We start from the raw sequence: 17,796 nt of genomic DNA, 5'->3' as shown, positions 1-17,796 counted from the left end.
CCGCGAATCACGTCCGTGTGGTCCGGCGCACTACCCGCTCCACGCCGCCGCGCGGGCGAAATCTAGGGTGGACGCCATGTCCGACGTGCGCACCAGCTATCTCACCGACGGGGCCGAGATCTATCGGCGCTCCTTCGCGACCATCCGTGCCGAAGCGGATCTCGCGCGATTCCCCGCGGACGTGTCGCAGGTCGTGGTCCGCATGATTCACGCGTGCGGTCAGGTCGATCTGGCCGCGGACGTCGAATACAGCGACGGCGTGGTGGCCGCCGCGCGCACCGCGCTGCGATCCGGCGCGCCGATCCTGTGCGATGCGAACATGGTCGCCTCCGGCGTCACCCGCACACGCCTGCCCGCCGGCAACGACGTGCTGTGCCTGCTCGCCGATCCCCGCGTGCCCGCCCTGGCCGAACAGATCGGCAACACCAGATCCGCTGCGGCACTGGAACTCTGGCGCGATCGACTGGAGGGTGCGGTGGTCGCGATCGGCAATGCGCCGACCGCCCTGTTCCATCTGCTGGACCTGCTGGACGCCGGTGCGCCACGCCCGGCCGCGGTGCTCGGCATTCCGGTCGGCTTCATCGGCGCGGCCGAATCCAAGCAGGCGCTCGCCGAATACGGCGACATCGAATTCCTCACCGTGCGCGGCCGGCGCGGCGGCAGCGCCATCACCGCCGCCGCCCTCAATGCGATTGCGAGTGAACAAGAGTGAGCGGCAAACTCTGGGGCATCGGACTGGGCCCCGGCGATCCGGAACTGGTGACGGTCAAGGCGGCGCGCATCATCGGCGCGGCCGACGTGATCGCCTTCCACAGCGCCAAGCACGGCCGCAGCATCTCCCGCGCCATCGCCGCGCCGTACATGCGTGAGGGCCAGCTCGAGGAGCACCTGGTCTATCCGGTGACCACCGAGACCACCGAGCATCCCGGCGGCTATCAGGGCGCGATCGACGAGTTCTACGAGACCGCCGCGGCGCGTCTGGCCGAGCATCTGGCCGCCGGGCGCTCGGTGGCCCTGCTCGCGGCCGGAGACCCGCTGTTCTACAGCAGCTTCCAGCACATGCACCGCAGGCTCGCGGACCGATTCGAGTCCGAGATCGTTCCGGGCGTCACCTCGGTCAGCGCCGCCTCGGCCGCCCTGGGCACGCCGCTGGTGGAGGGCGAGCAGGTGCTCACCATCCTGCCGGGCACCATGCCCACCGAGGAGCTGACCCGGCGACTGCGTGACACCGACGCGGTGGCGATCATGAAGCTCGGCCGCACCTACCCGAACGTGCGCCGGGCGCTCGCGGATTCCGGCCGCCTGGACGAGGCGTATTACGTCGAGCGCGCCAGCAGCACCCGCCAGCGCGTGCTGCGCGCCGCCGACGTCGACGAGGCGAGCGTCCCCTACTTCGCCATCACGGTGGTGCCCGGCCCGACACCCGAAACCCGAATCGCGCTGACCGACAGCGCTGCCCACGCGGCCGAGCCGACCCGGACCCACGCGAACGGCACGCACCCGGCCCACAGCAGAGCAGCCGATCCCACGCACGAGACGCACAGCACGGCCTCCACCCCCGTGACTGCCGCGGCTCCGCTCGATTCCACCGACCGGGACCACCGAGCCTCCGCCGCGGCTCTGCTCGATCCCTCCGAACCAGACCCCGCCCTGTCCGACGCATCGGAATCGGCTGTGGTGCAGCATGATCGACCCGGCGAGGTGGTCGTGATCGGTCTCGGCCCCGGGGCCGAGGGCTGGACCACGCCGGAGGTGACGCGCGCGCTCGCCGAGGCAACCGATATCGTGGGGTACTCGACATACGTGAATCGGGTGCCGGAGCGGGTGGGACAGCGACGGCACGCGAGCGACAACAAGGTCGAATCCGAGCGGGCGGCAATGGCTTTGGATATGGCCAAGCAGGGGGCGCGAGTGGTGGTGGTGTCGTCCGGGGATCCCGGGGTGTTCGCCATGGCCGCCGCGGTCGTCGAGGAATCGGCGGATCCGCAGTGGCGCGAGGTTCCGGTACGGGTGTTGCCGGGGGTGACCGCGGCCAGCGCGGTGGCCAGCCGGATCGGCGCACCGCTGGGGCACGATTTCGCCATGATCTCGCTCTCGGATCGGCTCAAGCCGTGGGAGACGGTGGCCGCGCGCATCTCCGCGGTGGCGGGCGCCGATATGGCGTTCGCGGTCTACAACCCGGCGTCCTCGCAGCGGCAGTGGCAGGTCGCCGCGATGCGGGAGCTGGCGCTCGAGCATCGCAAGCCCGAAACGCCGGTGGTGATCGGCCGCGACGTGGGCGGGCCGACCGAGACCGTCCGGGTGGTTACGCTGGGCGAGCTGGATCCGGCCGAGGTGGATATGCGCACCCTCCTCATCGTCGGTTCGTCCACCACGACCGTGTTCGACGCGGCCGATGGACCGCGGGTTTTCACCTCTCGACGCTATGGGGACTAATATTCCATAGTGGAACATAGGCTGGAAGGAGTGGCAGTGGCTCAGGACAATGCTCGGCGCCCGCTCAATTCGACGGCCGCATCCCTACTCGGATTCCTGCACCAGGGCGATATGTCCGGCTGGGACCTGGTCGCGCTGGCGCAGGACCGGATCGGCGACTTCTGGACGATCACCCAGAGCCAGGTCTATCGCGAGCTGGGAACCATGCATCAGAACGGCATGGTGGACAAGGGCGAAGCCGGCGCCCGCGACCGCACGCCCTATCGCATCACCGAGAGCGGCCGAGAGGCGTTCGCCGAGTGGATCGCCCGCGATCCCGGCGCGGAAACCATCCGCGTCCCACTGCTTCTCACGCTGTCGTTCGGCGAGTTCGTCGACCCGCACCGTCTCGACCGCATCATCGCGGCCAATCGCACCGTGCACGAACAGCGTTTGGCCAAATACCTCTCCGGTCACGACGAGGAGAAGACCTCGGCGTTCGAACGAACCACGCTGGACTTCGGAATCCGCTACGAGCGTGCGGTATTGGAGTGGTTCGATCGGCTGCCGGAGTTGCTGGACCACAACAGCCGACTGTCCTGACCGCACGGGGATCCACCCGAGCGTGATCCGCTCCGCCCGGGAGCGATCCACCCGCCCGGCAGGGACCCTGCCGGGCGCGGGAGCGATCCACTCGTCGCGAGTGCACATTCACTCGGGACCGGTCCGTGCTCCCCGGGAGCGCCCTATGTCCCGCGAGCGCGCAACCACTCCCACGCCGCCGCAACGGTTTCCACCTGGACGGCGCCCTCGGGCAGCTGCGGGCGATCGACGATCACGACCGGCAGGCCCAGGGTTCGGGCGGCGGTGAGCTTCGCCTCGGTCAGCGGTCCCCCACTGTCCTTGGTGACCAGCACGTCGATCCGCCGGTCGGTCAGCAGCGCGATCTCGTCCTCGACGGTGAACGGCCCGCGCGCGAGCAACACCTCGTGCCGCGCGGGCACCGCATCCTCGGGCGGATCGATGGCCCGGATCAGGAACCATTGCCCGGACTCCGCGAATGCCGCCACACCCTGGCGGCCGACGGTCAGAAACACCCGATCACCCAGTCCGGCAATCGTTTCCGCGGCGACGACCAGGAACGGAACCCGGGTCCATCGATCACCGGGCTGCTCGATCCAACCCGGGCGGCGCACATGCAGCACGGGCAATCCCAGTGACTTCGCAGCGGCCGCGGCGTTGGCGGTCATCCCGCCGGCGAAGGGATGCGTCGCATCCACCACCGCGTCGATGCCGTTGCCGGTCAACCACTTACGCAGTCCGTCCACACCACCGAAACCGCCGATCCGCACCTCACCCGCCGGCAGGATCGGCTCACGAACACGACCGGCGAGCGAGGAGACGATGTCGAATCCTCGCTCGCCGGAGGCGATGTCGGCCAGCTCCCGAGCTTCCCGGGTGCCGCCCAGGATCAAAGTTCTCAGGGCTGCCCTTGGAAGTACGCCGAGCCCGAATCGATCAGCGGCTGGCCGCCGGCGATCAGCAGGCCGATCAGCGCGCCGAACGGCAGACCGACGCCGAAGAAGAAGGCGCCGATGATCGCGCCGATCACGCCACCCAGCGCCGCGTGCTGCAGCTCCGAGAAGAACCACTCCTGCGAGCCGATCTCCTTGGCGGTGATCAGCGTGTCGGTGACCGGGGTCAGGGTCAGCTGACGTCCGTCATTGGCCACGTCGGCGCGCAGCTCGACCGGCTTACCGGAAATCTCGCCCGCGAGCGCCACCTTGGTGACCACCACGCCGGCCTCGTTCGTCAGCACGACGTTCTTGCCCGCGGCGTCGAGGCCGAACTGTCCGCCCGTCACCTGCGTAATGATGCCATTGCCGACCTCGGCCAGCTTCACCGTGTAGTCGACGCCCTGCTGGGCGCCCTGCACCTGGTTCAGCGGCTTCTGATCCTGCACAGCCGGAGCCGGCTCCACGGGGACGGCATATCCGGTCCCCGCCGCGATGCCGGTGGCGGCGACAGCGAGGAATGCGGTGGCGGCGACCTTCGAATACTGCTTCATTCTTCTCCCAAATACTGCGAGTAGCGCACCCGGTAACGATCGGGTTACAGCACGCCACCCTACCGTTGACTCATCAACGTTTCATTCTGAATGCTTCACTGCCGTCAGGAATTCCGATATCGCGACATTTCGCACGCATGTCGGACCCCCTGGGCCCTCCGACCGTACCGGTCCCGAACTAGACGTAACTTTCCAGGTCAATGCGGTTCGGCTACACGACACGGATTTCCGCCGGATCGCATGCGCACGCGGCGCCCGCAGAGTGCCACCGTCTTACCTGCGACAGGTGTCGCAACAGTGACTCGAACAGTGCCACTCCACAGTGCCCGCCGCACCCGCACATCCGCCCGGGAGCCGGGTGCGCTCGATGGTCGTGGGCCTACCCGCTGAACCGCCCGGCGAACCCGCGCAGGGGTAGGTCGGCGCTGGTCAGCAGACCGGACGGGGCTGCTACGACGGAGGCGATGGCGTTGAGGGCGGGCAGGCCGGTGACGGTCATGCCGATGGAGGCGAAGTTGGCCGGGTCCGACAGGTCGATGCCGGGTTTGGGGAAGATCATGTGCTTGTTGTAGACGCAGGGGTCGCCGGTGATCCTGGTGATGTAGCAGCCCTTGATCTTCCAACTGGGATCGGTGTGCGGGGTCATCTGCCATTCGAGATGGGTTTCGATGCGCGGGACGCCGTCGACCATGCCCTGGTACTTGATGTAGTTTCCGCCGAGCGAGCCCTTCGGCAGGAGATACCAGCCCAGGTCGACGTCCTGGGTACAGGCGCCGAGTTCGCAGCTGAAGGTGACCTCGTCGAGTTCGAGTCCGAAGCAGTCGGCCATCATCAGAATGCTGTCGGCGAAGACCCGGGTGAATTTCTCCAGCTTGCCGGGAATGCTCGGATCGTCCGCGGGCAGGCCGTAGCCGACCTCGATCCAGGTCTCCTTGGAGTGGTGACAGGACACATCGACCGATTCGATGGTGGTGATGTTCTCGATCTCGGCGACATCGGCCGAGCACACCACCCCGAGGATCTGGTTCAGGCCCGGGTTCATGCCGGTTCCGTAGAAGCTCGACCCGCCCTTCTCGCAGGCCTCGCGCAGCAGTTGCGTCACCGGTTTTCCCGACGGATGCGGGTGGTTGGTGTCCCGGTGCCGGCCGGTGATCCAGTCCGCCGTGGTGACGATGTCGATTCCGGCCTCGAGGACCCGCACGTACAGGTCTTCGTCGGGGAACACGCCGTGGAAGGTCAGGACGTCGGGTGTGGCGGCGAGGATCTCCTCGATCGATCCGGTCGCGAGCACGCCGTTGGGCGCCAGGCCCGCGATCTCACCGGTGTCGCGGCCGATCTTCTCCGGTGTGTAGCAGTGCACTCCGACGAGTTCGAGATCGGTGCGCGCACCGATGCGTTTGATCATCTCGGTGCCGACATTGCCGGTCGCGACCTGGAAGACCCGGATCGGCGCGGTACGGGAGGCTGTCATCGATATCTACTCTCGGCTCGTCTTGCTCGATAGGTCCGCGGCGCGCAATTCCGCGGCGCTGCCGCCGCGGCCGTCGGGATAGAACTGTGTGGACCAGGTGCGGATCGCGGTGAAGCCCTGGAATTCCCGGGGCGAGAGCGCGGGCGGATCGGAATACCGCTGGTGCTGCCAGATGTGAACGTCCTGGGTGAACTGCCGGATGATCTCCTGGGCGAAATCCCGCGCTCTCGCCTCGGCCTTGGCCGGGTCGGAACCCGTTGTGCGGCCGATGTATACGCTGAATCGCACATCGCAGGTGGAGTCGTCCACCGGGGTGACCGCGGTGATTGTCCGGTTGTCGATCATTCCCCAGCTCTTGGTCACCGCCACCCCGAGACCGCCGTTGATCGCCCGCACGCCGCTGTGCACGTCCTCGATCGACTGCCCCTCGGCCCCCTGGAAGGTGATGGTGAAATCGACGTAGGAGACCGGCTCGGCGAAATCGTGCCGGGTGAACACCGGCACGATCGGCGTCTTGTGCACGAAGGTGAAATGCGCGAAGTCGACGCCGTTCTCGAGCACGTACTGCGGATGCAGTTCCAGTCGCTCCCGGACCAGGGTCGCCCTCGGGTGGTAATCGGCCGCGCTGCTCCCGTCGCCGAAGTCGGCGAAGACATCGGGAACCTCGAAATACGGTGCGCGACGCTCGATGTCGTGCCACAGATAGATCGACTCGTTGCGCTCGATCACCGGATAGGTGCGAATTCGCCTGCCCCGATTGGGCCGCTTCTCGTACGGGATGCGGACATTGTGCCCGTCCCGGTCCCACTGCCACCCGTGAAAGGGACATTCGATGACTTCGCCGTCGACGTGACCGCCGAAACCCAGGTGGGCGCCGAGGTGTTCGCAGTACGCGTCCATGACGCTCAGCGCGCCCGAGCGCGCACGCCAGGCCACCATTTCGGTGCCGAAGTAGGTCATTCGACGCACGTCACCGGCGCTGATCTCATCGGACCAGGCGACCTGGAACCATCCCGTCGGCTTCATCGACAGCGGCGGTTTCGCCATTACCGGTACCTCTCCCCGTTCGAACACAAAAGAAGAACTCACGCCCCGCGTCACGAAGCGATGATCAACTCCGCGGCCTTCTCCCCGATCATGTAGCTCGGCGCGTTGGTATTGCCGCCGGTGATGCTGGGCATGATCGAGGCATCGGCCACCCGCAGCCCCTCGATGCCGCGCACCCGCAGCTCCGGATCGACGACCGCGCGTTCGTCGATCCCCATGCGACAGGTGCCGACCGGGTGATAGACCGAGTGCACCCGCGTGGGCAGCTCACGGCGCAGGGCGGCCTCGTCGCGATACTCGGGTCCGGGGGTGAGCTCCTCGGTGATGTCGGGTGCGATCGAGCGATGAGCCATGATCTCGCGGACGATGCGGATCCCCTCGAGCAGGAATTCGATGTCCGCGGGATCGGTCAGATAACCGGGGTCGATCAGCGGAGAGGCCAGCGGGTCGGCCGATCCGAGCCGGAGTTCGCCCCGGCTGCGCGGATAGATGAGGGTGGGAAAGATGGTCAGCGCCGCTCGCCGGTCCACCGTGTACAGCTTGTCCTGATCCTGATTGGGCGAGGGGTACCCCCACGGCAGGACATGGATCTGCAGATCCGGAACACCCTGCGCGAAGGAGGTTTTCGCGAAGCCGACCAGTTCGAACAGGGTGCGGCCGAACCAGGTGCTCCCGGGCCGCACGAGCTCCCGGGCCAGGGCCGCGCCCATGTGCGAGGGAATCGAGCGATGGTGAGCGCGCGCGGTGACGAAGGTCAGCGGCACGAACAGGTGATCGTGCAGATTCTGCCCGACGGGCAGGTCGGCGTGGACCGGCAGCCCCAGCTCCCGCAGGTGTGCGGCCGGGCCGATACCCGAGAGCATGAGCAACTGGGGTGAGGCGATCACACCGGCACAGACCACGACTTCCTTTGCCGCCCTAAGGATTTGCCGCTGTCCGTGCTCGACGACCTCGACGCCGACGGCCCGCCCCTTCTCGATGATCACCCGAGTGACGTGAGAACCGGTGCGTACGAGCAGGTTCGGGTTGGGCCGGTTGGTGAGGTAGCCGCGTGAGGAGCTGTAGCGCAGCCCGTGGCGCACGCTCTGCTGGAAAACGCCCACTCCCTCCTGTGATTCGCCGTTGTAGTCCGCGTTCTCGGGAACACCCAGCGTGTCGGAGGCCGCGCCCAGCCACTGCTGCGCGATCGGGGTCAGCTCACGCTGGCGGGTCACCTCGATCGGGCCACCGGCGCCGCGCAGTTCGCTCGCCCCGTCCTCCCAGTTCTCGAGTCGCCTGAACGCGGGCAGCACGTCGGCGTAACTCCATCCCGCGCAGCCCTCCTCGGCCCAGGAGTCGTAATTGGCCCGGTTCCCGCGCACGAACAGCATCCCGTTGACGGAGCTGGACCCGCCGAGCACTTTGCCGCGAGTCATGGGGATCGCGCGATTGTCGGCGTGCTGCTGCGGGACCGAGTACTGCTTCCAGGTCAGTCGTTTCTTGAGCTGCGGCACGGTGTGCACCATGGCGATCGATCCCGGTATCGAGACCAGCCGCGTGTTGTCCTTGCGGCCGGCCTCCAGCAGGATCACGCTCGCGCCGTGCTCGGCGAGCCGGCTCGCCACGATGGCGCCGGAACTGCCCGCGCCCACCACCAGGTAGTCGGCCTCGACGGCGTGGTTCGCACGGGTGCAGTGGCGGGTCATGGGTTGTCTGTCTCTCTTGTTCGGCACGAGTCGCGATCGGGATTCACGCCGCGGCGACGGCGTATCGCCGATCGGTCAGCACGCGCAGGTTGCGCAGGAATCGCCGGAAAGCCAGGTTCATCAGCGGCCGCGCAAGCCGGATAGACACGTTCGTGGCCGTGTCACCGCTCATCGCCAGCGTCCAGGTCAGTCGGCATCCACCGGGCGTGGCAACGATCCGATAGTCCTCGGCGAAGGCGGTGATGCCGCTGGTGCCGCTCTCGTTGAAGCGAAAGGCCATGTGCGAGTTCGGCTCCCAGGCCAGGAATTCCTCGTTGCCGACCATCCCGGCGCGCATGCGCACGGTGCGGGTCGTCCCGATGCCGCGCGGCTCGGGGCTGGTCCAGGTCACCTCGGTGATCACCGAGGCCCATCGCGGCCAGGACGCGGCGTCGGCGAGCACCTCGAACACCTGCTCCGGAGTCACGTTCAACTCGACGCTGTTGGCGAAACGATGCGGGGCGGTCTGCACGAATGTGACGTCGACCGGCCGACAGGGGTGAAGCGACATGGATTCCTCCTGAACGCGGACATCTGTCCGGACAGTACTACCGACAATTGCACGGAACAAGGTTCTTCCCACCGCGCCAAGGGGGCCGCCCAGGGTTGTCCCGGACCTGTGATCGTAGTACCGTCCGGACAGATGTCCATCTACAAGCTGGACAGCTATTCGTGGAAGGGTTCCAATGACATTGGTGAAACCGCAGCGGGTATCCGGAGGCGGGGGCGAGCACGGTCATCTCGAGGAGTTCCGCACCGATCCGATCGCGCTCATGCATCGTGTCCGCGCGGAATGCGGCGATGTCGGGGCCTTCGAATTGGCCGGCCGAGACGTGATCCTGCTTTCGGGCGCCGAGGCCAACGAGTTCTTCTTCCGCTCCAGCGACGAGGACCTCGATCAGGCCGCGGCGTACCCGTTCATGAAGCCGATCTTCGGGGACGGCGTGGTCTTCGACGCGAGCCCCGAACGCCGCCGGGAAATGCTGCACAATCAGGCCCTGCGCGCCGAGCACATGCGCGGGCACGCCGAGACCATCGCGCACGAGGTCGATCGGATCCTGTCGCGATGGGACGACGAGGGTGAGATCGATCTGCTCGAATTCTTCGCCGAACTCACCATCTACACCTCCTCGGCCTGCCTCATCGGCGTCAAATTCCGCAACCAGCTCGACGAACGGTTCGCGCGGCTCTATCACGAGCTCGAACGCGGCACCGACGCCTACTGCTACGTCGATCCCTACGCGCCGATCGAGAGTTTCCGCATCCGCGACGAGGCCCGCGCCCAACTGGTCGATCTCGTGCAGGAGATCATGAACGACCGGATCGCGAATCCGCCTCGGGGCAAAGAGGATCGGGACATGCTCGATGTCCTGGTCTCGGTACCCGGGGACGACGGTGCGCCCCGCTTCAGCGCCAGTGAGATCACCGGCATCTTCATCTCGATGATGTTCGCCGGGCACCACACCACCTCCGGCACCTCGGCGTGGACCGTCATCGAATTGCTGCGCCACCCGGATCTGCTGCGCGCGGTCGTCACCGAACTCGACACCCTCTACGCCGACGGATCCACCGTCAGTCACAACGCGCTGCGTCAGATTCCGCAGCTGGAAGCCGCTCTCAAGGAGACGCTGCGGCTGCACCCGCCGCTGATCATCCTCATGCGCATCGCTCAGGGCGATTTCGAGGTGTGCGGACATCAGATCGCGCCGGGAGACATGGTCGCCGCGACCCCCGCCATCTCGAACCGGATCCCGCAGGACTTCCCCGATCCCGACGCCTTCGACCCCAGTCGCTACCTCGATCCGCGGCAGGAGGACCTGGTCAACAAGTGGACCTGGATTCCGTTCGGCGCCGGTCGGCACCGGTGCGTCGGCGCGCCCTTCGCACTGATGCAGCTCAAGGCGATCTTCTCGATTCTGTTGCGAGACTGGGAATTCGAGATGGCGCAGCCCTCGGACAGCTACCGCAACGACCACTCCAAGATGGTCGTGCAGCTCGAACAGCCCTGCCGCGTGCGGTACCGCCGACGCAACCGGTGACCTCGTCCCGTTCCCGGTCCACAACGACGTCGGCCCTCGAGGAGGAAAATATGTCCGCGCCCTCACTACCGACCGGATTCGATTTCACCGATCCGGCGCTGTGGGAGACCCGCAATCCCGTCCAGGAATTCGCGCAGTTGCGCCGCACCGCGCCGGTGTGGTGGAACGCCCAGTCGGACGAGTCGTCCGGCGGTTTTCATGACGGCGGCTACTGGGTTGTCACCAAACACGAAGACATCAAAGAGGTTTCGCGGCGCTCGGACCTGTTCTCCTCGCAGGAGAAGGGATCGATCATCCGGCTTCCCGGACAGGTCACCGTCGAACAGATCGAGGTGACCCGGGCGCTGCTGGTCAATATGGATCCGCCCAAGCACACGAAGATCCGGCGCATCATCTCCAAGGGGTTCAGCCCCCGCGCGGTGGAGGGACTCCGCGCGGCACTGACCGAGCGGGCCGAGCGGATCGTGCGGGCGGCGGTCGCCGAGGGCGGCGGCGATTTCGTGGAGCAGGTGGCCTGTGAACTCCCGCTGCAGGCGATCGCCGAACTCATCGGCGTGCCACAGCAGGACCGGCGCAAGTTGTTCGAGTGGTCGAACCACATGCTCAACTACGACGATCCCGAATACGGCGACACCGCCACCACCGACGCCTCGACGGAGGCCTCGGTCGAGTTGCTCGGCTACGCCTGGAACATGGCCGAGCGCCGGCGCGCGGAGCCCGGCAACGACATCGTCACCCAGTTGGTGAACGCGGACCTCGACGGAGAAGCGCTCGGGTCCGACGAATTCGGGTTCTTCGTGATCCTGCTCGCGGTGGCCGGCAACGAGACCACGCGCAACGCCATCACCCACGGCATGAAGGCGTTCGTCGACAACCCCGAGCAATGGGAACTGTTCAAACAGCAGCGACCGCGCACCGCCGCCGACGAGATCATCCGCTGGGCAACCCCGGTGACCGCCTTCCAGCGCACCGCCACCGCCGACACCGAGCTCGGCGGCCAGCTCATCCGCAAGGGGCAGCGGGTCGGATTGTTCTACAGCTCGGCCAATTTCGACGAGGACGCCTTCGAGAATCCGTTCGTTTTCGACATCACGCGGGACCCCAACCCGCACTTGGCCTTCGGCGGCACCGGCGCGCATTTCTGCGTCGGCGCGAACCTGGCTCGGCTCGAGATCGATCTGATGTTCAACGCCATCGCCGATGCCATGCCCAACCTCACCCAGGTCGCGGAACCCGAGCGCCTGCGCAACGGCTGGATCAACGGCATCAAGCACTGGTCGGTCAGCTATTCCTGATCGCGCCGAGGAGGATTCGATGAAGACCCGACTCAACTGCCCCTGTGGGGAGTACATCCGGGGCGCGGACGAGGACGAACTGGTGCGCGAGACCCGGCGGCACCTCGCGGCACACCACCCCGATCACGACTACACGCGCGAGGAAATCCTGTTCATCGCGTACTGACCTGGCACCTGCGGTCTGCGAGTTCGGCGCCCGGTCGACCTCGCAGACCCGCTGCCGCATCCCACGCGATGGCCCGCGGGCCGCTCGGGATTCGACGCTCGCACGCGTCGTCTCCGGGTACGAGAGTCGCCCCCGCGGCATCGCGCCGGAGCAGAGCAATTCGAGAGAGGCGATCCGCCGCGGACAACAACGGTCCGCGAAGGAGTGCGCCACCGATTGATTCTTGCGCTCGATCAGCAATCGGAACTATATTCCGAACAGTTGTCCAGACACGTTTTCGGGAGTCTTGTGATGAATAGCCTCATCCCCACCGAGGGCACCCCCTTGTTGATCGGTGGCAAGTTGGTGCCCGGGGGCGCAGGGGTTTTCGCGACCGTCAACCCCGCCACCGAGGAAATCCTCGGCCACGCCGCCAATGCCACACCCGAGGACATGGACGCCGCCGTCGCCGCGGCACGGGCCGCCTTCGACGAGAGCGACTGGTCCCGCGATCACGCCTTCCGCGCACGCTGCCTGCGACAGTTGCGCGAGGCGATGCGCGCGCACGTGGAGCAACTGCGCGAGATCACGATCGCGGAGGTGGGCGCACCGGTACTGCTGACCAGCGGCCCCCAGCTGGAAGGGCCGATCAGCGATCTCGAGTTCGCGGCCCAGCTGGCCGAAACCTACAGCTGGGAAACAGATCTCGGCACGGCGGTGCAGATGGGCATCACCAGTCGGCGGGTGGTGCGCCGCGAAGCCGTCGGCGTCGTGGGCGCGATCACCCCGTGGAACTTCCCGCACCAGATCAACCTCGCCAAACTCGGACCGGCACTCGCGGCCGGCAACACCGTTGTACTCAAGCCCGCCCCCGACACCCCGTGGTGCGCGGCGGCACTCGGATCACTGATCCTCGAGCACACCGACATCCCCGCGGGCGTGGTGAACATCGTGACCTCCGACGATCACGGCGTCGGCGCGCGGCTGGTCGAGCACCCGGACGTGGACATGGTCTCCTTCACCGGCTCGACCAGAACGGGCCGTGCGGTGATGACCGGTGCCGCAACCACTCTCAAGCGCACCTTCCTGGAGCTCGGCGGCAAGTCCGCCGCGGTCGTGCTCGACGACGCCGATATCGCCGCCGCCGCCTCGTACACCGCGTTCACCGTCGCGGTGCACGCCGGTCAGGGGTGCGCCCTCACCACCCGGCTGCTGGTGCCGCGGGAAAGCTACGCCGCCGCGGTCGAGGCCGCCGCGAAATCCATGGCCGGACTGCGCGCCGGGGACCCGAACAAACCCGGAACCATCTGCGGCCCACTGATTTCCGCCGCCCAGCGCGAGCGCGTCGAACGCTACCTCGACATCGCCCGCGCCGACGGCGGACGCATCGTCACCGGCGGAACCCGGTCCGAGAAGCACACTCGCGGCTTCTTCGTCGAGCCCACCGTCATCGCCGACCTGTCCAACACCAGCACCGTGGCGCAGGAGGAGATCTTCGGGCCGGTGCTGGTGGTCATCGCACACGACGGCGACGCCGACGCGATCCGCCAGGCCAACGACTCCCCGTACGGCCTGTCCGGCTCGGTGTGGGGCAGCGACCCGGACCGGGTCGATCGCGTCGTGAACGGCATCCGCACCGGCACTCTCAGCGTCAACGGCGGGCTCTGGTACCACGCCGACGCCCCCTTCGGCGGCTACAAGCAGTCCGGTATCGGACGCGAGATGGGCGTGGCCGGATTCGAGGAATACCTCGAAACCAAACTCGTGGCCACCCCCGCCTGACGAACCCCCGCCTGAGGGCCACTGCCTGACGAACCACACACGCACGCACCACGATTCACCCGAACTCGAGGAGTTACCGACAATGGCACGTTTCACCGATCGGACCGCGATCGTCACCGGCGCCGCACAGGGCATCGGCGCCGTCTACGCCAAGGCGCTTGCCGCCGAAGGCGCGAAAGTGGTTGTGGCAGATCTCAATACCGAGCGCGGCGAACAGGTGGCCAAGGAGATCCTCGCCTCCGGCGGCACGGCCGCGTTCCATCGCGTGGACGTCGCGGATCCGGATTCGGCCGCCGAGCTGGCCGAGTTCACCGTCGCGGAGTTCGGCTCGATCAACCACCTGGTCAACAACGCCGCGATCTACGGCGAGATGAAACTCGACCTGCTGCTCACCGTCCCGTGGGATTACTACAAGAAGTTCATGAGCGTCAATCTCGACGGCGCGCTCAATGTGACCCGGGCGGTGTGGCAGCACATGGTCGCCGCCGGCGGCGGCTCCATCGTCAACCAATCCTCCACCGCCGCATGGGTCTACTCCGGTTTCTACGGACTGGCCAAGGTCGGCATCAACGGGCTGACCCAGCAGCTGGCCTACGAACTCGGCGGGTCCAACATCCGCGTCAACGCGATCGCCCCCGGCCCCACCGACACCGAGGCCACCCAGACCGTCACCCCCGGCAGCATCGTCAAGGACATGGTGTCGCGGATCCCGATCAAGCGCATGGGCACCCCCGAGGATCTGGTCGGCGCGTGCCTGTACCTGCTCTCGGACGAGGCGAGCTGGGTGACCGCACAGATCCTCGCGGTCGACGGCGGACAGATCATCCGCTGATGACGACCGACACCGCACCCGGCCGCCTCGGATTCATCGGGCTGGGCAATATGGGCGCGCCGATGGCGCGCCGGCTCCTGGAGTGGCCCGGTGGCCTGACGGTCTGCGATGTGCGGCCCGATGCCGTACTGCCCTTCGTCGAGGCCGGCGCGCGGTCCGCGCCCAGCCCCGCCGACCTGGCGCGACACGCGTCGATCATCTGCGTCACGGTCATCGACGACGCCCAGGTGAACGAGGTCGTCCTCGGACCCGAGGGCATTCTCGCCACCGCCGCACCCGGAACGATCATCGCGGTGCATTCGACCATCAGCGACCGCACGGCCGAGACGCTCGCCGCCCTGTGCGCCGAACACGAAGTCGAATTCCTCGACGCCCCCGTCAGCGGAGGCGCCCCCGGCGCAACGCGCGGAGCACTCGCGGTGATGGTGGGAGGCTCCAACGACGCGCTCGCCCGCATCCGCGAACCGTTCGGCTGCTTCTCCGATCTGATCGTGCACGCCGGTCCGGTCGGCGCCGGAACCCGAATGAAGCTCGCGCGCAACCTGCTTCACTTCATCGCCTTCACCGCCGCCACCGAGGCGCAGCGCCTGGCCGAGGCCGCGGGTCTCGACATCACCGCGCTGGGCAAGGTGGTGCGGCATTCCGATGCGGTGACCGGAGGCCCCGGCGCGATCATGCTGCGCGACACCACCGCTCCGGTGGATCCCGCCGATTTCTGGCACCCGATCCTGACCCACGTTCGACATCTCGGCGAGAAGGATCTCTCGCTCGCCGTGGAATTGGGCAGTCGCCTCGGCACACCGCTGCCCCTGACCGAACTCGCCCTCGGCGAACTCGGCCGCGGGCTCGGCGTCGGCGCTGTGGAACAGCAATCCTCGTGAGCACGGCGCGCACCGCGACGGTCCGGGTATCGGTGCGACGCTAGCGATCGCACCGCGCGATCGAACGATCGGCGATGACACGGGCGTCAGGTGGAACCGCTATCACCCACCGCCCGTGTCACCGAAGCCGTCGCAGGCACATCGCAACCGAATACGACGCAGATACCTTGTCCCACAGGGCAGTTCGTTCGATAAACTAGCAAGACACTGGTCTGTTCACTTTTCTGGAACAATGTCTGGAATGTGGTTCAGGTCATATGGTAGCGTCACCCGCGTGCCGTGAGTCGAAACCTCCACTCCCCGAACGGCCTTCACTGTCTCGACTGCAGTAACCCAAGTCGTTCACGCGAAATCGACGGCTTGGTCGAGCAAAGGATTTCGATGTCCACGAAAGACATGACTCGTCCGTCATCGGAGGATGTGTCCGCCGCGGAGGTATTACGGCGGAACTTCGCCGATACGGTGCTGTCGAGTCTGGCCACGCTGGGCCGCGCGCTGCGCATCGGGGCCGACGCGATCCGCATCGGCACGACGGACCTGATCGGCGTCCGATTTCCGGTGCACGAGACGCTGATTCAGGCGTGGTTCCTGATCCGGGTGACAGCGATCCCGAGCATATTGATGGCCATACCCTTCGGCGTGATCGTCTCCGCGCAGGTCGGCAATATCGTCACCCAGCTGGGAGCGGATTCGATGATCGGCGCCGCCGGCGGACTCGGCGTGATCAAGCAGGGCGCGCCGATGGCCACCGCGATGCTGCTCGGGGGCGCCGGCGCCGCGGCCATCGCCGCCGATCTGGGCGCGCGCACCGTGCGCGAGGAAGTCGACGCCATGCGCGTGATGGGCGTCGACCCGGTACAGCGGCTCATAGTTCCGCGGATCGCCGCCATGATGCTGGTGGCCCCGCTCCTGAACATCCTGATCATCTTCGTGGGCATCGCCTCGGGTTTCGCGGTGGCGGTCACCGCGCTCGACGTCACGCCGGGCAGTTACTGGGAGTCCTTCGGCTCCTTCACCACCCCGATCGACGTGTGGGTCTCTCTCGTCAAGGCCACCATCTTCGGGTTCCTCGTCGTGGTCATCGCCTGCCAGCGTGGACTCGAGGCCGAAGGCGGGCCCCGCGGCGTGGCCGACGGCGTCAATGCCGCCGTCGTCATGTCGGTCGCCACGGTCGTGGTCCTCAACACCGCCATCACCCAGGTGGTCACCATGTTCCTGCCGGTCAGGATGGCGTGATGGCCGCACCGTACAGACCGGCCGGACTGCGCTGGACGCTCCGCATCGGACCTCGGATTCACCCGCTGGGCCCGATCGACTCGATCGGATTCGTGATCGGGTTCTGCTGGCAGGTGATCTCGTCCGTGCCGTACACCCTGGCGCACTACCGCCGCCAGACCATCACCGTCATCACCGATATGACCTGGGGCCGCGGCTCGGTCATCATCGGCGGCGGCGTGGTGCCGCTCATGCTCATGCTCGGCGCGGCCATGGGCGCCTCGATCGGAATCGAAGCCTTCAGCGCACTGAATCTGATGTCCCTGGGACAGCTCAGCGGTCTCATCTCCGCACTCGGCGTCACGCGAGAGCTCGCACCGATCGCGGCGGGTATCGGCTTCGCGGCGCAGGCCGGATGCCGAATGACAGCGGAGATCGGATCCATGCGAATCTCGGAGGAAATCGACGCGCTCGAATCACTCGGCATCCGCTCGGTGCCGTTCGTCGTCACCACCCGGGTGATCGCCGGAATCATCGCGGTGGCACCGGCATTCGTCGTCGCGCTGATACTGAGTTACTTCTCCTGCGAGATGATCGTGACCGTCGTGCACGGCACACCGTCCGGCACATACAGACACTACTTCGAACAATTCATCATGCCGTGGGACATCGTCGCCGCGACGATCAAGGTCGTCATATTCGCCGTCGCCGTCGTGCTGATCCACTGCTATCAGGGATTCTTCGCGACCGGCGGTCCCGAAGGCGTCGGTATCGCGTCGGGACGAGCGATCCGCGCCAGTCTGGTGTCGATCATCGCTCTCGACATGGTCGCCACGATCCTGCTGTGGGGCTTCCAATCCCCTATCGCTTTCACGGGGTGAC

The 17,796-nt window shown here is 66.8% G+C and carries 17 protein-coding genes; 11 read left to right on the top strand and 6 right to left on the bottom strand.

The genetic code is table 11. From position 1 onward, the window contains the following. Window positions 1-76 precede the first annotated feature (76 nt). The 3 genes from NJ1_RS02060 to NJ1_RS02050 are packed head-to-tail and all read left to right on the top strand — an operon-like array spanning window position 77 to window position 3,018. On the top strand, window positions 77-712 hold the full coding sequence (locus NJ1_RS02060; RefSeq protein WP_067686515.1) for a precorrin-8X methylmutase: 636 nt from the start codon (window positions 77-79) through the stop codon (window positions 710-712). After that, window positions 709-2,436: a precorrin-3B C(17)-methyltransferase gene (gene cobJ / locus NJ1_RS02055; protein ID WP_084477643.1), complete on the top strand. Its 1,728-nt coding sequence runs from the start codon at window positions 709-711 to the stop codon at window positions 2,434-2,436. The genes NJ1_RS02060 and cobJ overlap by 4 nt, the downstream gene beginning before the upstream one ends. Before the next feature lie 36 nt (window positions 2,437-2,472). Then, window positions 2,473-3,018, top strand: coding sequence for a PadR family transcriptional regulator (locus NJ1_RS02050; RefSeq protein ID WP_067686512.1), 546 nt, complete (start codon window positions 2,473-2,475; stop codon window positions 3,016-3,018). Window positions 3,019-3,161: 143 nt separating this feature from the next. Here NJ1_RS02050 and NJ1_RS02045 read toward each other — a convergent pair whose 3' ends face one another. The 6 genes from NJ1_RS02045 to NJ1_RS02020 form a co-directional block, all read right to left on the bottom strand. Further along, window positions 3,162-3,899 carry a cobalt-precorrin-6A reductase gene (locus NJ1_RS02045; protein WP_067686904.1) on the bottom strand — a complete coding sequence of 246 codons (738 nt, stop codon included), beginning with the start codon at window positions 3,897-3,899 and terminating at the stop codon, window positions 3,162-3,164. Next, window positions 3,896-4,483, bottom strand: a complete 588-nt coding sequence (locus NJ1_RS02040; protein ID WP_067686509.1) for a DUF8020 domain-containing protein — start codon at window positions 4,481-4,483, stop codon at window positions 3,896-3,898. The genes NJ1_RS02045 and NJ1_RS02040 overlap by 4 nt, the downstream gene beginning before the upstream one ends. A 379-nt stretch (window positions 4,484-4,862) precedes the next feature. Next, window positions 4,863-5,954 (bottom strand): NAD(P)H-dependent amine dehydrogenase family protein, encoded by a 1,092-nt coding sequence (locus NJ1_RS02035; protein WP_067686504.1) that lies wholly within the window; start codon window positions 5,952-5,954, stop codon window positions 4,863-4,865. A 6-nt stretch (window positions 5,955-5,960) separates the two neighbouring features. Next, window positions 5,961-7,001, bottom strand: a complete 1,041-nt coding sequence (locus NJ1_RS02030; RefSeq protein WP_067686498.1) for an aromatic ring-hydroxylating dioxygenase subunit alpha — start codon at window positions 6,999-7,001, stop codon at window positions 5,961-5,963. A gap of 50 nt (window positions 7,002-7,051) precedes the next feature. Beyond that, window positions 7,052-8,686, bottom strand: coding sequence for a GMC family oxidoreductase (locus tag NJ1_RS02025; RefSeq protein WP_067686495.1), 1,635 nt, complete (start codon window positions 8,684-8,686; stop codon window positions 7,052-7,054). Between the two features lie 43 nt (window positions 8,687-8,729). After that, entirely contained in the window at window positions 8,730-9,236 is a 507-nt protein-coding gene (locus tag NJ1_RS02020) for an SRPBCC family protein (RefSeq protein WP_067686492.1), read from the bottom strand. 175 nt (window positions 9,237-9,411) lie between these two features. On the opposite strand from NJ1_RS02020, the gene cyp51 reads away from it, so the two are divergent. The 8 genes from cyp51 (at window position 9,412) to NJ1_RS01980 (ending at window position 17,795) form a co-directional block, all read left to right on the top strand. Further along, window positions 9,412-10,764 carry a lanosterol 14-alpha demethylase gene (gene cyp51 / locus NJ1_RS02015; RefSeq protein ID WP_067686489.1) on the top strand — a complete coding sequence of 451 codons (1,353 nt, stop codon included), beginning with the start codon at window positions 9,412-9,414 and terminating at the stop codon, window positions 10,762-10,764. A gap of 50 nt (window positions 10,765-10,814) precedes the next feature. Next, window positions 10,815-12,059, top strand: a complete 1,245-nt coding sequence (locus NJ1_RS02010; protein ID WP_067686486.1) for a cytochrome P450 — start codon at window positions 10,815-10,817, stop codon at window positions 12,057-12,059. Window positions 12,060-12,078: 19 nt separating this feature from the next. Next, window positions 12,079-12,225: a DUF1059 domain-containing protein gene (locus tag NJ1_RS02005; RefSeq protein WP_067686483.1), complete on the top strand. Its 147-nt coding sequence runs from the start codon at window positions 12,079-12,081 to the stop codon at window positions 12,223-12,225. Between the two features lie 291 nt (window positions 12,226-12,516). Continuing rightward, window positions 12,517-13,986, top strand: a complete 1,470-nt coding sequence (locus NJ1_RS02000; RefSeq protein WP_067686471.1) for an aldehyde dehydrogenase — start codon at window positions 12,517-12,519, stop codon at window positions 13,984-13,986. A gap of 82 nt (window positions 13,987-14,068) precedes the next feature. Then, window positions 14,069-14,818: an SDR family oxidoreductase gene (locus NJ1_RS01995; protein WP_067686465.1), complete on the top strand. Its 750-nt coding sequence runs from the start codon at window positions 14,069-14,071 to the stop codon at window positions 14,816-14,818. After that, window positions 14,818-15,699, top strand: a complete 882-nt coding sequence (locus tag NJ1_RS01990) for an NAD(P)-dependent oxidoreductase (protein ID WP_067686462.1) — start codon at window positions 14,818-14,820, stop codon at window positions 15,697-15,699. Before NJ1_RS01995 ends, NJ1_RS01990 begins: the two co-directional genes overlap by 1 nt. 381 nt (window positions 15,700-16,080) lie before the next feature. Next, window positions 16,081-16,935, top strand: a complete 855-nt coding sequence (locus NJ1_RS01985; RefSeq protein WP_067686459.1) for an ABC transporter permease — start codon at window positions 16,081-16,083, stop codon at window positions 16,933-16,935. Next, complete coding sequence (locus NJ1_RS01980) at window positions 16,932-17,795, top strand: ABC transporter permease (RefSeq protein WP_084477641.1); 864 nt, start codon at window positions 16,932-16,934, stop codon at window positions 17,793-17,795. The genes NJ1_RS01985 and NJ1_RS01980 overlap by 4 nt, the downstream gene beginning before the upstream one ends. Window position 17,796: the final 1 nt, after the last annotated feature.

The organism is Nocardia jejuensis NBRC 103114, from assembly GCF_001613145.1.
Lineage (GTDB): Bacteria > Actinomycetota > Actinomycetes > Mycobacteriales > Mycobacteriaceae > Nocardia > Nocardia jejuensis.
The sequence above is the reverse complement of the archived record's forward strand: the minus strand, read 5'-3'. Positions and strand labels throughout refer to the sequence as shown.

Coding starts and splice junctions, on each gene's coding strand:
- NJ1_RS02060 (WP_067686515.1), top strand. CDS start 77: ATGTCCGACGTGCGCACCAGCTATCTCACCGACGGGGCCGAGATCTAT.
- NJ1_RS02040 (WP_067686509.1), bottom strand. CDS start 4,483: ATGAAGCAGTATTCGAAGGTCGCCGCCACCGCATTCCTCGCTGTCGCC.
- NJ1_RS02035 (WP_067686504.1), bottom strand. CDS start 5,954: ATGACAGCCTCCCGTACCGCGCCGATCCGGGTCTTCCAGGTCGCGACC.
- NJ1_RS02030 (WP_067686498.1), bottom strand. CDS start 7,001: ATGGCGAAACCGCCGCTGTCGATGAAGCCGACGGGATGGTTCCAGGTC.
- NJ1_RS02025 (WP_067686495.1), bottom strand. CDS start 8,686: ATGACCCGCCACTGCACCCGTGCGAACCACGCCGTCGAGGCCGACTAC.
- NJ1_RS02020 (WP_067686492.1), bottom strand. CDS start 9,236: ATGTCGCTTCACCCCTGTCGGCCGGTCGACGTCACATTCGTGCAGACC.
- cyp51 (WP_067686489.1), top strand. CDS start 9,412: ATGACATTGGTGAAACCGCAGCGGGTATCCGGAGGCGGGGGCGAGCAC.
- NJ1_RS02010 (WP_067686486.1), top strand. CDS start 10,815: ATGTCCGCGCCCTCACTACCGACCGGATTCGATTTCACCGATCCGGCG.
- NJ1_RS02005 (WP_067686483.1), top strand. CDS start 12,079: ATGAAGACCCGACTCAACTGCCCCTGTGGGGAGTACATCCGGGGCGCG.
- NJ1_RS02000 (WP_067686471.1), top strand. CDS start 12,517: ATGAATAGCCTCATCCCCACCGAGGGCACCCCCTTGTTGATCGGTGGC.
- NJ1_RS01995 (WP_067686465.1), top strand. CDS start 14,069: ATGGCACGTTTCACCGATCGGACCGCGATCGTCACCGGCGCCGCACAG.
- NJ1_RS01990 (WP_067686462.1), top strand. CDS start 14,818: ATGACGACCGACACCGCACCCGGCCGCCTCGGATTCATCGGGCTGGGC.
- NJ1_RS01985 (WP_067686459.1), top strand. CDS start 16,081: ATGTCCACGAAAGACATGACTCGTCCGTCATCGGAGGATGTGTCCGCC.